This window comes from Haladaptatus halobius (assembly GCF_020618475.1).
In the GTDB taxonomy this organism is placed as follows: domain Archaea; phylum Halobacteriota; class Halobacteria; order Halobacteriales; family Haladaptataceae; genus Haladaptatus; species Haladaptatus halobius.
Genome location: NZ_CP085335.1, coordinates 341,382 through 355,227, shown reverse-complemented (window position 1 = coordinate 355,227; position 13,846 = coordinate 341,382). Strand labels below are relative to the sequence as shown.

Here is a 13,846-nt window from a genome sequence, read left to right as displayed (position 1 = left end):
GCCGGACTAATCCGCGAGTAGCTCCGCCGGTTCCTCTTCTTTCTCCGCGCTGCGAGCGTCCTGCACCCAGAGGTCGCCGAACAGGTCGTCTTGTTCGAGCGTGATGGCGTTGCGGTGCGCGAGAAACAGCAGCGCGAGATACGTTTCGACCCGTGTCGGGCCGACGCCGTCGATCTCGGCGTACAACACTTCGGTTCGCCCCGCCTCGTACTGGGTGACGAGCGCGGCCTCCACGTCGTCGATAACCGCCTCGATGTCCTCGTCGTGGGTTGTGCCGGTCACCTCGGACTCGGTCGGTTCGTCGTCAAACCGCATGTCGTCGCCCGCGTGGTAGTCCAGGGTCTGCGTCCCCCGGCGGAACCCCTTTGGTGAGTCGCTGGTGTCGTAGGTGCGGGATTCCTTCCACCATGACCCGCTCTCTCGCTCGCGCAGGTCGCGGACGAGTTCGTCCAGCGTCTCCGGGTTTCCGCGGGCGTGCTTGCGCTCCAGTCGGCGCTCCATCTCGTCTTCGAGCGACGCCACAGGGTCGAAGCCGCCCGCGTCGTCCATCGCCATCGGGGCTTCCCACGGTTCGAGTTCTTCTTCCTCGGGTTCGTCGTCCGCGAGGAGCGCGTCGCTCTTCATCCGCAGGAGGACGCTGGCGTAGAAGAGTGCCCGCCCCGACGTTCGGAGGTCGGCTTCGTCCAGTCGCGCGAGGAACTTGTCCGTCACCTCCACGATGTTGATGTCCCAGGGTTCTATCTCGCCGTCCTCCGCGAGTTGGACGAGCAGTTCGACCGGTTCGACCTCCTCGCCGTTTTCGTCGGGTCGCTCGTCTCCGAGGTCGGTCCCCTCTCGCCTGCGTTTCTCGTGGCCGGTGATGTCCAGCGGCGATTCGTCAGTCACCGGCGGCCACCTCCTGTTCCCCGTCCAGTCGAATGCCCGTCACGCTGCTCACGTTGTCGCCCTGCATCGTCACGCCGATGGCGCGCTCCGAGCGGTCGAGCATGGCCGAGCGGTGCGAGACGACGACGAACTGGGCGTCGCCCGCGAGTTCGTCCACCATCTCGCCGACGCGCTCGGCGTTCACCGCGTCTAGGAAGGCGTCCACCTCGTCCAGCGCGTAGAACGGCGCGGGGTTGTACCGCTGGATGGCGAAGATGAACGCGAGCGCGGTCAGCGACTTCTCACCGCCGCTCATCGCGTCGAGACGCTGCACCGGCTTGTCGCCGGGTTGGGCTTTCATCGTCAGGCCGCCGTCGAAGGGGTCGTCCTCGTTTTCGAGGAACAGTTCGCCCGACCCGGCCGAGAGACGCGTGAAGATGTCCTGAAAGTGGTCGTCGATGGCGTCGAACGCGTCCATGAACGTCGCTCTCTTCTGGGACTCGTAGGAGTCGATGCGTTCCCGGATGCCGTCGCGCTCCTCCACCAGCGTTGCCTTGCGCTCTTTCAAGTCGTCTAAGTCGCTCTCGACGTCGTCGTATTCGTCGATGGCGAGCATGTTGACGGGTTCGAGCGCCTCCATCCGGCGTTTGAGGCGGTCGATGTTCTCGCGCACCTCGTCGTGGTCAGGCACTTCCTCGGGGTCGTACTTGCCGACTTCCTGCCGGAGTTCGGCCACGTCGGCTTCGAGTCGATTCGCGCTTCGCCTGAGACTCTCCAGCCGATTCTCGACCGCTTCGACCTGCTGCTGTTGGTCGTCGCGTTCTGACTTCGCGTCTTGTAGCTCCTCTTTCAGCTCGCTCCGCTCGTCTTTGAGTTCCGCGAGTTCGTCTTCGAGTTCTTCGACCGCCTCGCGTTTCGCTTCGAGGCGTCCTTCGCGGTCTTCGATCTCCGCATCCAGTTCCTCAATGAGTTCTTCCTGCTCGGCCTTGCGGTTCTGCGCGGATTCGATGTCGTCGTGGAGGTCGTCGATCGCGTCCTCGGCGTACTGCTTTTCGAGCTGCAGTTCGTTCAGCTGACCGTCTAGCTCGTCCATCCGGTCTTCGAGGGCGTCGATCTCCTCGTTCACGTCGTCTGCCTTGCTCGACAGTTCGGGAATCTTCGAATCCGCGAGTTCGGCTTCGAGTTCCGCGACGGCGCTCTCGATGTCCGCGATGGTCTCCTCGTGCGCCGCGATGTCGGATTCGAGCTCCTGCATTCGGTCGTTGACCGACTCGCGCTCGGCCTGCAACTCCTCGATTTCGTCCCCGAGCGAGTCGATTTGGGTCTCAACCGATTCGAGTTCGTCCTCCTTGCGCTCGATGTCGTTCTCGATGGATCGAACTTGATCCGCCGCGTCGCTCTGGCGGTCGCGGGCGTCGTCCAACCGCTCTTCGACGCCGCGGATGGACTCACGAACCGACTGGCGTTCGTCCTCCAACTCGTTTATCTGCCGTGCGACGCGCTCCAGTTGGCCCTTGCCGGACGCCGAGAAGGAGTAGCGCGACCCGCTGGTCGAACCGCCGGTCATCGCGCCGCTCTTCTCGACCAGTTCGCCCGACAGCGTGACGAGGCGGAAATCGCCCATCAGTTCGCGGGCCGTCTCCATGTCCTCGACGACGAGTGTGTCGCCGACGATGTAGGAGAACACCGCCGAATACTCCGAATCGAAGTCAATCAGGTTGTAGGCGAAATCGACCACGCCGGGCATACTCGGCGGGGACGGGAGACCGCGGTCGCGCATCTTCGTGATGGGTAGGAAGGTCGCACGCCCCGCGTTCTGCCGCTTCAGGTACTCGATACACTGCTGGCCCACGTTGTCGTCGTCGACCACGACGTGCGCCATCCGTCCGCCCGCCGCCGTCTCGCAGGCGGTCGCGTACTGCTGGCCGACGCTTCCGATCTGGGCGACGGTGCCGTGCACGCCGTCCATCTCCGCGTTCTGGATGGTCGAAACCGCACGCCCGTAGGAGGAATCGCCGCTCTCCTGCGCGCGAGCGTCGAGTTCGGCGTACTCCTGCTGTTTCGCCTGCAAGCGGTCTTCGACCGAATCGAGGTCGGACTGGAGTTCGCGCTTCTCCGATTTCAGGTCGGCGACCACGTCCGCTATCTGCTCGGCGTTCCGTTCCGCCTTCAGCAGTTCGTCCGCGAGGTCCTGCAGTTCAGTTTCGAGTTCCGGAATCTGCTGGCGGGTCGAATCGAGCTCCGTCTGCTTCTCGTTCACCGCGTTCGAGCGTCGCCGGGCCTCGTCGAGCAGGCGGTCTTTCTCGCGCTGGCGCTCGTTCTTCGCGCTCTTTTCTTCCTCCAGCACCTCCTTTTTCTCCTCGAGGTCGGTTTTCACCTCGTCGTACTCGGTGTCGACGCTCTCGATCTCCTCCTCTATCTCCGCGAATTCGGCCTCTTTCGTGCCGATCTCGCCCTTGACCGAGGCTTTCTCGATCTTGATGTCGCGGATGTCGCCGTCCAACTCGTCGACCGTCTCCTGCTTGCGGTCGATCTCGACGAACGCCTGCCGTCTGCGATTTTCGGCGTCCTGAATCTTCTCTTTCGCCGTCTCGGTGCGGTCTTCGAGGCGAGCGATCTCGCCTTTCACCTCCTCTATCTCGCTCTTGATAGCGAGCTGTTCATCCTCGCCCTTGCGCTCGATCTCGGTGTTGAGTTCCTCCAACTGGTCTTCGAGGCGGACGACGCGACCCTGTCGCTCGTCCAACTCCCGCTGGAGGGAGACGAGTTCTTCCTTGCGGGATTCGATGTCGTCCCGGGTCGCCTCCAGGTCCGCCCGCTTCTCTTCGAGTTCGGCCGCCTTCAGGTAGCCCTCGTACTCCTCTTTCTCGTCGCGGAGGCCCTGGTACTCCAGCGCCGTCTCGCGCTCATCCTGGAGTTGGTCGAGTCGGTCTTCTTTCTCCTCGATGCGGAGTTCGGCTTCCTCGACGCGGTCTTTGACGACTTCGAGCTCTTCCAAGGCGTCCTCTTTTTTCGCGTCGAACTCCGCGACGCCCGCGATTTCGTCGATGATCTCGCGGCGCTCGTATGGCGTCATGTTGATAATGCCGGTCACGTCGCCCTGCATGACGACGTTGTAGCCTTCCGGGGTCACGCCCGCCTGCGCAAGCAAGTCCTGGATGTCGGAGAGGTTGACCGAGCGACCGTTCAGATAGTAGTAGGAGTAGTAGTTGTCCTCGGTCTCCTTGACCCGGCGCTTGATGGTGATCTCGTCCGCGTCTCCGACGTTGTCCGTCCCCGCGGCGTTGACGATCTGCGACCGGTCCAGCGTGCCGTCGGAGTTGTCGAGCACGACTTCGACGGAAGCTTCGAGCGGGCCGTTTCGCTCGGCCTCACCCTCGTCGTAGCCGGGATTGTAGATGAGGTCGGTCAGCTTCTCGGCGCGGATGCCTCGCGTTCGAGCGAGGCCGAGCGCGAAGAGGACGCTGTCGATGATGTTGCTCTTACCGGAGCCGTTCGGCCCCGTGACTACGGTGAAATCCTCGTAGAAGGGGATTTCGGTCTTCCTGCCGAAGCTCTTGAACTTGTCGAGGACGAGCGATTTGATGTGCATGGGTTGCTCGTAGAGGGCGAACCTACGCCACGATGATATCGTCGCTAGGGTCGGATCCGCCCTCGTCTTCTTCTATTTCTTCCTTGGACTCGTCGGTTTTAGCCTCTTCGGCCTGAGTCGATTCCTGGTCTGCCTCTAACTCCCGGAGTCGCTGGTTGGCGTCCACGAGTTCCTCCGTCAAGCCACGAATCGTCGCTTCTAACTCTTCCACCCGCGATTCGAGCGACTCGATTCGGTCGCGCTGGCTCGTCATATCACGTATGCGTCACGGTTTCCTCATAAAGGTGCGTCAGACGCTCGGCAGACGGGCCGCCCGTCGAGCGCCGAAACGATTCCGACCTGAGCGTCGACCGGAGCGAATCGGAACCGTTATCGGCCGAAAAAAGCGACGACACGGGACGTGACCACCGTCTACTTCGTCCGACACGCCCACTCCTCGTGGGTACCCGACCGCGAAGCGGAACGTCCCCTCTCGGAACGCAGTCGGAGAAACGCCGCTCGCGTCGCCGACCTGCTCGCCGACCGCGACGTCGACGCCGTCGTCTCCAGCCCCTACGCCCGCGCGGCCGAGACGGTTCGGCCAGTCGCCGACCGCCACGGACTAGAAGTGACCGTCGAGGACGATTTCCACGAGCGTCGGTTGACCGACGGCCCGGTCGAGACCATCGGCGAGACGTTCGAGAGTGCCATCGCCGGCGTCTGGGAAGATTGGGCGTTCGCGTGGCCGGGCGGCGAGTCGAACTTCGCGGCGCAGGAGCACGGCGTAGCGGCCGTAGAACGAACGTTGGAACGCTACGAAGGCGAATCGGTCGTGGTCGGCACCCCACGGCAACCTCCTGACGCTCGTTCTGAACAGCTACGACGACCGCTTCGACTTCTGGGAGGAGGAACTGACGACGCCGGACGTCTACGAAGCGCGGTTCGCGGACGGGGAACTCGCGGCGATAGCGCGTCGGTACTCCAAATAGGAGAGCAGCGCCGTTCGGGCCGTCTCCGTAGGCTTTTAACGCGTACCGCACCAACCAACGGACAATGACCGCTCAGGCTGTTCAGGAGGGCGAACTCGTGGCCGTCATCGGCCTCGAGATACACGTCCAACTGGAGACGGACACGAAGATCTTCTGCGGCTGTTCGACGGAGCAAGACGACGCGGAGCCGAACACCTACACCTGCCCGGTCTGTCTCGGGCTTCCGGGGTCGCTCCCGGTGCTGAACGAGGCCGCCGTCGAGTACGCCGTCAAGGTCGGGAAGGCCATCGACGCCAACATCCCCGAGGAGACGCGCTTCCACCGGAAGAACTACTTCTACCCCGACCTGCCGAAGGGATTCCAGATAACCCAGTACGACGCCCCCATCTGTCAGGACGGGGAGTTGGAGTTCCGCCACGAGGGCGAGACGCGAACCGTCGGCATCCACCGCGCCCACCTCGAAGAAGACCCCGGCAGCCTCCGCCACGTCCGCGACGGGAGCGGCGACATCGAGACGCGAACCGTCGGCATCGACCGCGCGGATTATACGCTCGTCAACTACAACCGCGCCGGGACGCCCCTGATGGAGATCGTCACGGAACCCGACTTTCGCGAACCCGGCGAGGTGGTCTCCTTCCTGGAGAAACTCGAGGAGGTGCTGGAGTACCTCGGCGTCTTCGACTCGACGCGGGACGGCAGCCTGCGTGTGGACGCGAATCTCTCCATCGTCCCCGCCGAGGACGTGGACGAGGACGGCACCATCTCGGAGGACGTGCGCGCGGACGCGAACCGAACGGAGGTGAAGAACATCTCCAGTCACAAGGGCGCGGAGAGCGCGCTCGCCTACGAGGAGAGCCGCCAGCGCAACCTCATCAGGCGGGGGAAGGCGGTCGAACAAGAGACGCGCCACTTCAACGAGACGCACGGTTCGACAGTCTCGATGCGCTCGAAGGAGGCGGAGAAGGACTACCGGTACTTCGCCGAGGCGGACATCCCGCCGCTACGGGTGAGCGACTGGAAGGAGACGGTGGCAATTCCAGAACTGCCGGACGCCCGCCGCGAACGCTTCCGCGAGGAGTACGGGCTGAGCGCGGAAGCCGCGAGCAAACTCACGTCGAGCAAGCAGGTCGCGGACTTCTACGAGGACGTTGCCGAGGAGTTCGACTCCGACCTCGCCGCGACGTGGGTTGCCGACAACCTGCTTGGCGAACTCAACTACCGCGACATGGAGATCACGGACGTGGAGGGTCGACTGGGCGAATTCACGACCCTCATCCGTCTCGTCGCCGAGGACGATATCACGGTCAAGAACGCGGAAGAGACGGTTCTCCGCCAGATGTTGGACGAGAGCGACGACCCCGAAACCGTCATCGAGCGCGAGGGCCTCGGCAAGGCCGACACGGGCGAAGTCGAGCGGGCGGTCGAGGCGGCCATCGACGAAAACCCGGACACGGTCGAGGACTACCACGCCGGAGAGGGCGGTGCCATCAACTTCCTCGTCGGGCAGGTCATGCAGAAGACCGGCGGAAGCGCAGATCCCGGTAGCGTGAACGGGATGCTCCGCGAGCGATTGGACGAGTGATCAGCGTCGCCTGAAGGTCGGCACCCAACGGCACCGCGACCCACTCGAAGATGCGCTCCGTTCCCGATTGCGTGCTCAGAAGCGTGCCTTCTCCCGTCTAATAGCCGAAGCACTCTCATCCGTCTTCAAGACGGGGTTCGACCGACAGCAGTGGTTGATTTATTAATATTATTTGTAGAAAATTATATTAACGCGTGCTATGTCGTGATAAATGTATCATGCAATCAAGACGCGACATGCTCAAGAAGCTCGGTGCGGCAGGAACGACGGCGGTTGCGGTTTCGGGGCTGTCGGGCTCCGCCGCCGCCGCGCCCGGTTCCATCCCGTCACACTACCTCGCAGAGTACCGCGACACGGGTTCGAACTGGGGACTGGACTGGACATATCTCGCCGGCATCGGCTGGATAGAGACCCAACACGGCCAGTACGAGGCAGGCTGTGACACGTCGTCGGCGGGAGCAAAAGGGCCGATGCAGTTCATGCCCTCGACGTGGGACGCCTACGGTCTCGACGGCGACGGCGACGGGTACGCGAACATCTGCGACTACCAGGACGCGATTCCGTCCGCCGCCAACTACCTCACGGCCTCGGGCGCGCCCGAGGACTGGGATAGTGCGCTGTACGCCTACAACCACAGTTGGGCGTACGTCAACGACGTGAAGAACGCCGCGGCGTACTACCGCGATGCCTACGGCGGTGGCGGCGGTGGGGGCTTCGTCGATGGCGACCGAGTCACGCCGACCGCCAATCTGAACACGCGGGAACAGCCCGGGACGGAGTCGCCGGTCGTCGCCACGGTCTCCCCCGGTGAGGTCGGCGAGATCATGAACGGGCCGACGACCGAGGACGGCTACACGTGGTGGGGCGTCCACTGGCTCGACCGCAACGTCTGGGGCTGGTCGGTTGAGCGGTACCTCACCTACGCGTAGACGCCCGACGCACTCGCTCGACCGTTTTTGGCCGCGGACCGAACGAGACGCTCGTCCACCTCGCGGTCAGTCCGCGGTCGTCGGTTTGCGTTCTTCGTCCAACACGCCCCGTCGCCAGCGACCGAGGCTGAACCAGAGCGCGCCCACGACGAACGATCCGATGGCCGAAATCGACCACGCCCACCAGAGACCGCCGACGCCCCACGCAAGCCCCGAGACGACGACCGGCCCGAGCGACAGAGTCCACTGGTAGGCGAGCAGGAGCGCGATGGGGATGCGGAGCACCCAGCGCGAGAGGAACGAAAGCGACATCGCGACGCCGGTGTCGCCAGCACCGCGGAAACCGCCCTGAATCACCATCAGACCGCCGAAGAAGGCCAGAAACGGGCCGATGACGTAGAGGAAGTCGACGCCTTCCGCGACCACCGCCGGATCGTTCGTGAACACCCGTACCCCCGCGGCGGGGAACGCGACCATCAACCCGCCGGCGGCGAAGAGCACGCCCAGCGTGCCGACGGTCGCTTTCCACGTCACTTCGGCGGCCCTCTCGGGCGTCTCCGCGCCGAGGTTCTGGCCGACGCCCGTCGCGGCGGCCTGTCCGACCGCGCCCGAGATGGTCCACGAGACGGACATCATCCGGACGCCGATACCGTACGCGGCGGTGGGAACCGGTCCGAATCGGGCGACCAGCGCGGCCATCGCCACGGCGGCGAAACTCCGGGCCGCGCCGTCGACGGTCGCCGGGGAGCCGACGGTGACGAGTTTCTTCAATACCGGCCAGTCCGGGCGCAAATCGTCGAGCCGAAGTTGGATACCCCAATCGCCGCGTAGGAGCACGTAGACGCCGACGGCGGCCGCGAACACGCGAGCGACGAGCGTGGCGACCGCCGCGCCGCGAGTTCCCATGGCGGTGAACGGGCCGTATCCGAGGATGAGAAGTGGATCGAGAACGACGTTCAAACCCGCCGAGAGCACCATCAGCCACATCGCGGTTTTGGTGTCGCCCGCGCCGCGGAGGACGGCGCGGAAGACGAAGAAGAGGAACGTGAACGGGATGGAAAAGAAGAGCACCTCGATGTACTGGAGCGCCTCGCGGTACACCGCACCCTCAGCGCCGACGAGCGAGAGTAGTGGGTGCCGAAAGGCGTAGCCGAGCGACGCGAGGACGACGCCGACGAGAACGGTGAGCAGCGTCGTCTGCGCGACGATGTTGTCCGCGGCCCGGTCGTCGCCAGCGCCGACGTGCTGTGAGACGAGCGCGACCGACGACGCAGTGAGTCCCATCGCCAGCGAGACGAACAGCCACGACGTCGGAAACATGAGCGAGACGGCGGCGACGGCGGCGGTGTTAACCTGCCCAACCCAGAACATGTCTGTGATATTGTAGAACGTCTGGAGGAGGTTTCCGACGACTAACGGCCACGCGAGGCTCATCAGTTTCGGCGTGACGGGGCCGTCGGTCATATCGACGCGGCTCTCGGCTCGTCGGGACACGTATCTATCGCCACATTGGTCGACCGGTTCTTAAACGCACGTGTTCCGGCCCCTCGCTGCCGGATTTTCGACCGAGGATGGAAACGTTCGGTGGTAGGCGTCGAAGCGCCGATTCACTGCCGAAATTCGCGGAGAACGTGCTGAAACTCGCGGTGGTCGCCGAGATCGACCGAGTCGTCGAGGGCGCGACGGACGGTCTCAATTTCGAATTCGAGGGAGACGAACTCCTCGTTTCGACGGAGTTTGTCGCGGGGGCGTTCGGCCACGAGGCTCGCGTGGGTTGTGACGAGGGAGTAGTAGTGCGTCAGCCTGTCCGCGTACTCCGCCCGAGAGTGGAGCGACGTCACCGTCTCTCGGAGGGTTTCGCCGTCGACGGGTTTCGTGACGTACTCGTCGAACTCCATGTCGATGATATCGTAGTCGGGCGCGACCGCCGTCATCATGGCGACCCGACAGTCGTGCCCGCGGTCACGAATTGTTTCGAGAACGGTCTCGCCGCCCAACACCGGCATCTTTCGGTCGAGAAGCGCCACGTCGATACGCTCCGTGAGTCGGTCGAGCGTCGTGATCGCTTTGCGTCCATGAACCGACGACTCGCGGACTGAAGCGCCCGGAGCGACTCTTCTCGACGCTTCTGGACGGTTATTTCCCGAAGGACGAGGATTTCGCCTCGGTGGATGCCGTGGTGGTCGCGTATCGTGGTTCGTTGCGGGTCGTACACCGAGTTCTCCAAGACAGTGCCGCCGTCCGCCTAGACGGGAGGGGGTGAGAACGGTTCGTCCGCATAAACCGCTTCGAGCAGCCCCAGAACGACCGATTCGAGGTCGCAGCCAACGACGTCCGACGACTCGAACAGCGCCTCCGCCGCCGCGTTGTATTCGAGGATTCAACGGTCGTCGGCAACGATAACTGGGTCATCCATCTCGTCCAGCACGACTTCCGCGGCGAGGGGAGCGACGTCGAGAAAATCGTACTGGAAGAGTGCAAAACCGACGAGGATGCCGCCTCCCGCGAAGAAGACCGGCGTCAGGGTGAGCACGTAGCGCGGGACGACGAAGGTGAAAAAGATAGCACCGGTGAGCGGGAACAGCCCCGCGAAGACGATGGCAGCCGTCTGTTTTCGATAGAGGTGGTCGACTCGCATGAGGAACGCGAACCCGGTCACGATGACCACGAACAGATACGCGAGGTGGAAGTAGAACGACGGAGAGTGGGCGGCGGATACGACGGTCAGACCCCCCATCGACGCCACGCGAGCGCTCTCGTTCGTGAACCCGTATCCGGAGGTGGCGAGTTCGAAGAGGCCGTAGATGACCGGTTCCGCCCAGATGAGCGGAACCGTCTTCGCGGTCAGCCAGTCGTCCCGACCGACGTATTTGAGCGCGAAGGTCAGCCAGAAGAACGGGACGACGGTCACGCACACGCCGACGAGCGTTGCCCAGAGGGCGGCGCGGGAGCGCGTCGAACTCGTGAGGAGCAACGAGAGGAGACGCCAGCCCGCGATGGCAAGCGTCAGTGTCGAGAACGACCTCGCACCCGGGACGTCCCGGTCGACCACGCGTACCGTGCGAGTACGAACCCGACACCGCATCCGACCGCGGTTCCCGCGAGTACGACACCAGCGGGGGAACGTGATGGCTTCGGACATGTCAGAATACTCTTCGATACGGTGAGACGCGATATAGCCGTTTCTTCCATTATCAGGCCAGATAATCGGAAGACAGCGTCGGGAGACGGCAGGAGCCCGACCCCGTCGTTTGCACACGATTTTCGCTGGCGAAACGTTTACCAGCACGATGACCGTAGCCGAGGGCGATGACCGACACGAACCGGGGTGATGGGTAAGTGGAACTCATCATCACCGAGAAGGACAACGCTGCGCGCCGGATCGCCGACATTCTTTCCGGCGGGAGCGCCGACGCCGACCGACAGAACGGCGTCAACGTCTACAAGTGGGGCGGCAAGCGATGCATCGGCCTATCGGGTCACGTCGTCGGGGTAGACTTCCCCCCCGAGTACAACGACTGGCGCGACGTGGAACCGGTCGAACTCATCGACGCCGACATCGAGAAACAACCGACCAAAGAAAACATCGTCCGCACCCTACGGTTGCTCGCGCGCAAATCGACGCTCGTGACCATCGCGACCGACTACGACCGCGAGGGCGAACTCATCGGAAAAGAAGCGTGGGAACTCGTCCGCGAGGTGAACGAGGACGTTCCGGTCAATCGAGTACGGTTCTCCTCGATCACCGAGAACGAAGTCGTCTCCGCCTTCGAGAACCCCGATGAACTCGATTTCGACCTCGCGGCGGCGGGCGAAGCGCGCCAGATAATCGACCTCATCTGGGGTGCCGCGCTGACCCGATTCCTCTCGCTCTCGGCGAGACAGCTCGGCAACGACTTCATCAGCGTCGGGCGAGTGCAGAGTCCGACGCTCAAACTCATCGTCGATCGCGAGCGCGAAATTCAGGCGTTCGACCCCGAGGACTACTGGGAGCTGTTCGCCGACCTCCGAAAAGCAAGCGAGGAGTTCGAAGCCCAGTACTTCTACCGCGACGAGGACGGCAACGAGGCCGAGCGCGTCTGGGACGGGGACGCCGCCGAGAAAGCGTACGAAACGCTCCGGGAGGCGACGCAGGCGACCGTCGAGCGCGTCTCGCGGCGCACGCGAACCGACGACCCGCCGGCGCCGTTCAACACGACGCAGTTCATCCGCGCGGCGGGCAGTCTCGGCTACTCCGCCCAGCGCGCGATGAGCATCGCGGAAGACCTCTACACCGCCGGATACATCACCTACCCCCGTACCGACAACACGGTGTATCCGGACGATTTAGACCCCGAAGAACTGCTCGACACCTTCGTCGGGGACTACCACTTCGGCGAGGACGCGGAGAGCCTGCTGGAGCGAGACGACATCCAGCCGACGGAGGGCGACGAGGAGACGACCGACCACCCGCCGATTCACCCGACCGAGGATATCCCGACGAAAGGCGAGTTGGGCGACGACGAGTGGGAGGTGTACGAACTCGTCGTTCGACGCTTCTTCGCCACCGTCGCGAATTCGGCGAAGTGGGAACACCTCAAGGTGGTCGCCGTGGTGTCCGACCTCTCGCTCAAGGCGAACGGAAAGCGACTGCTCGAAGAGGGCTACCACGGGGTCTATCCCTACTTCAACACCAGCGAGAACTATGTGCCAAACGTCGAAGAGGGCGAAACGCTCGACGTGACCGACACGCGAATCGAGGAGAAGGAGACCCAACCCCCCCGTCGGTACGGCCAGTCGCGGCTCATCGAGACGATGGAGAAGATGGGCATCGGAACGAAATCGACCCGACACAACACCATCCAGAAGCTCTACGACCGGGGGTACCTCGAAAGCGACCCGCCAAGACCGACGCGTCTCGCGCAGGCGGTCGTGGAGGCCGCGGAAGACTACGCCAACCTCGTGGTGAGCGAGACGATGACCCGCCAACTCGAAGAGGACATGACCGCCATCGCCGAGGGCGACGCCGAGTTGGGCGACGTGGCCGACTCCTCGCGCGAGATTCTGGCCGAGGTGTTCGACGACTTGGAGGAATCGCGCGAGGAGATCGGCAAACACCTCCAGCAGTCGTTGAAGGAGGACAAGACGCTCGGTCCGTGTCCCGACTGCGGCGAGAACCTGCTCATCCGCCAGAGCAGGCGGGGGTCGTACTTCGTCGGCTGTGACGGTTACCCCGACTGTACCTACACGCTTCCGCTGCCGAACAAGGGAAAACCGCTCCTCTTGGACGAGACGTGCGAGAAACACGACCTGCGCGAGGTGAAGATGCTCGCCGGGCGGGGCACCTTCGTCCACGGCTGTCCGCTGTGCAAGGCGGAAGCGGCCGAGGAGGAAGAAGACCGCGTCATCGGCGACTGTCCGGAGTGCGGCGAAGAGCACGGCGGCGAACTCGCCATCAAACGACTCCAGACCGGCTCGCGGCTGGTCGGCTGTACACGCTACCCCGACTGCGATTACTCGCTCCCCCTCCCTCGCCGGGGCGACATCGAGGTGACGGACGAGCACTGCGAGGAACACGGGTTGCCTGAACTCGTCGTCCACGGCGGCGACGAGCCGTGGGAACTCGGCTGTCCCATCTGTAACTACCGGGAGTTCAAGGAGCGCGAATCCGAGAGCGGCCTCGAAGCCATCGAGGGAATCGGCTCGAAGACCGTCGAGAAGCTCGCCGAAGCCGGTATCCAGAACGTCGACGACCTGAAGAGCGCGGAGGTCGAGACCGTCGCGGAGCGGGTCAGCGGCGTGAGCGAAGACCGGTTGCGGAGTTGGCAGGCGAAAGCGGATTAGAGGTCGTCACCAGTCCGATCCAGTTCCCGTCGTTCTGTTTCTGAAATCGGCTTTCTAACCTACCGCCGTGGTATAGCAGACGACAAAT

10 protein-coding genes are annotated in these 13,846 nt (G+C 63.8%); 4 read left to right on the top strand and 6 right to left on the bottom strand.

Annotated features, from left to right (window positions below; genetic code table 11):
* Positions 1–6: 6 nt before the first annotated feature.
* Genes LIW51_RS01985 through LIW51_RS01975 form a run of 3 tightly spaced genes read right to left on the bottom strand, consistent with a single transcriptional unit; the run spans position 7 to position 4,709 of the window.
* Complete coding sequence (locus LIW51_RS01985; protein WP_227375579.1) at positions 7–885, bottom strand: segregation/condensation protein A; 879 nt, start codon at positions 883–885, stop codon at positions 7–9.
* Positions 878–4,456 (bottom strand): chromosome segregation protein SMC, encoded by a 3,579-nt coding sequence (smc, locus tag LIW51_RS01980; RefSeq protein ID WP_227375578.1) that lies wholly within the window; start codon positions 4,454–4,456, stop codon positions 878–880. The genes LIW51_RS01985 and smc overlap by 8 nt, the downstream gene beginning before the upstream one ends.
* Before the next feature lie 22 nt (positions 4,457–4,478).
* Positions 4,479–4,709 (bottom strand): DUF7518 family protein, encoded by a 231-nt coding sequence (locus tag LIW51_RS01975; protein WP_227375577.1) that lies wholly within the window; start codon positions 4,707–4,709, stop codon positions 4,479–4,481.
* Between the two features lie 147 nt (positions 4,710–4,856).
* On the opposite strand from LIW51_RS01975, the gene LIW51_RS01970 reads away from it, so the two are divergent.
* From LIW51_RS01970 to LIW51_RS01960, 3 genes are all read left to right on the top strand, one after another.
* Entirely contained in the window at positions 4,857–5,492 is a 636-nt protein-coding gene (locus LIW51_RS01970) for a histidine phosphatase family protein (RefSeq protein WP_227375576.1), read from the top strand.
* Positions 5,489–7,006 carry an Asp-tRNA(Asn)/Glu-tRNA(Gln) amidotransferase subunit GatB gene (gatB, locus tag LIW51_RS01965; protein WP_227375575.1) on the top strand — a complete coding sequence of 506 codons (1,518 nt, stop codon included), beginning with the start codon at positions 5,489–5,491 and terminating at the stop codon, positions 7,004–7,006. Before LIW51_RS01970 ends, gatB begins: the two co-directional genes overlap by 4 nt.
* Before the next feature lie 218 nt (positions 7,007–7,224).
* A complete protein-coding gene (locus LIW51_RS01960; RefSeq protein ID WP_227375574.1) occupies positions 7,225–7,935 on the top strand; it encodes a lytic transglycosylase domain-containing protein in 711 nt (236 codons plus the stop codon).
* A gap of 66 nt (positions 7,936–8,001) precedes the next feature.
* On the opposite strand, the gene LIW51_RS01955 is transcribed toward LIW51_RS01960, so the two are convergent.
* The 3 genes from LIW51_RS01955 to LIW51_RS01945 form a co-directional block, all read right to left on the bottom strand.
* The gene (locus LIW51_RS01955; protein WP_368411761.1) at positions 8,002–9,399 is read right to left on the bottom strand and encodes an MATE family efflux transporter; all 1,398 of its coding nucleotides are present in this window, start codon (positions 9,397–9,399) and stop codon (positions 8,002–8,004) included.
* Positions 9,400–9,542: 143 nt separating this feature from the next.
* Positions 9,543–9,962: a HalX domain-containing protein gene (locus tag LIW51_RS38370; RefSeq protein WP_255766944.1), complete on the bottom strand. Its 420-nt coding sequence runs from the start codon at positions 9,960–9,962 to the stop codon at positions 9,543–9,545.
* A 353-nt stretch (positions 9,963–10,315) separates the two neighbouring features.
* The gene (locus LIW51_RS01945; protein ID WP_227375571.1) at positions 10,316–11,077 is read right to left on the bottom strand and encodes a histidine kinase N-terminal 7TM domain-containing protein; all 762 of its coding nucleotides are present in this window, start codon (positions 11,075–11,077) and stop codon (positions 10,316–10,318) included.
* A gap of 197 nt (positions 11,078–11,274) precedes the next feature.
* Between LIW51_RS01945 and LIW51_RS01940 the strand changes: the two genes are divergently transcribed.
* The gene (locus tag LIW51_RS01940) at positions 11,275–13,758 is read left to right on the top strand and encodes a DNA topoisomerase I (protein WP_227375570.1); all 2,484 of its coding nucleotides are present in this window, start codon (positions 11,275–11,277) and stop codon (positions 13,756–13,758) included.
* The last annotated feature ends 88 nt before the right edge of the window (positions 13,759–13,846 follow it).

What these genes read in the sequence shown, in the direction of transcription:
- smc (WP_227375578.1), bottom strand. Translation starts at nt 4,456, where the DNA reads ATGCACATCAAATCGCTCGTCCTCGACAAGTTCAAGAGCTTCGGCAGG.
- LIW51_RS01975 (WP_227375577.1), bottom strand. Translation starts at nt 4,709, where the DNA reads ATGACGAGCCAGCGCGACCGAATCGAGTCGCTCGAATCGCGGGTGGAA.
- gatB (WP_227375575.1), top strand. Translation starts at nt 5,489, where the DNA reads ATGACCGCTCAGGCTGTTCAGGAGGGCGAACTCGTGGCCGTCATCGGC.
- LIW51_RS01960 (WP_227375574.1), top strand. Translation starts at nt 7,225, where the DNA reads ATGCAATCAAGACGCGACATGCTCAAGAAGCTCGGTGCGGCAGGAACG.
- LIW51_RS01955 (WP_368411761.1), bottom strand. Translation starts at nt 9,399, where the DNA reads ATGACCGACGGCCCCGTCACGCCGAAACTGATGAGCCTCGCGTGGCCG.
- LIW51_RS01945 (WP_227375571.1), bottom strand. Translation starts at nt 11,077, where the DNA reads ATGTCCGAAGCCATCACGTTCCCCCGCTGGTGTCGTACTCGCGGGAAC.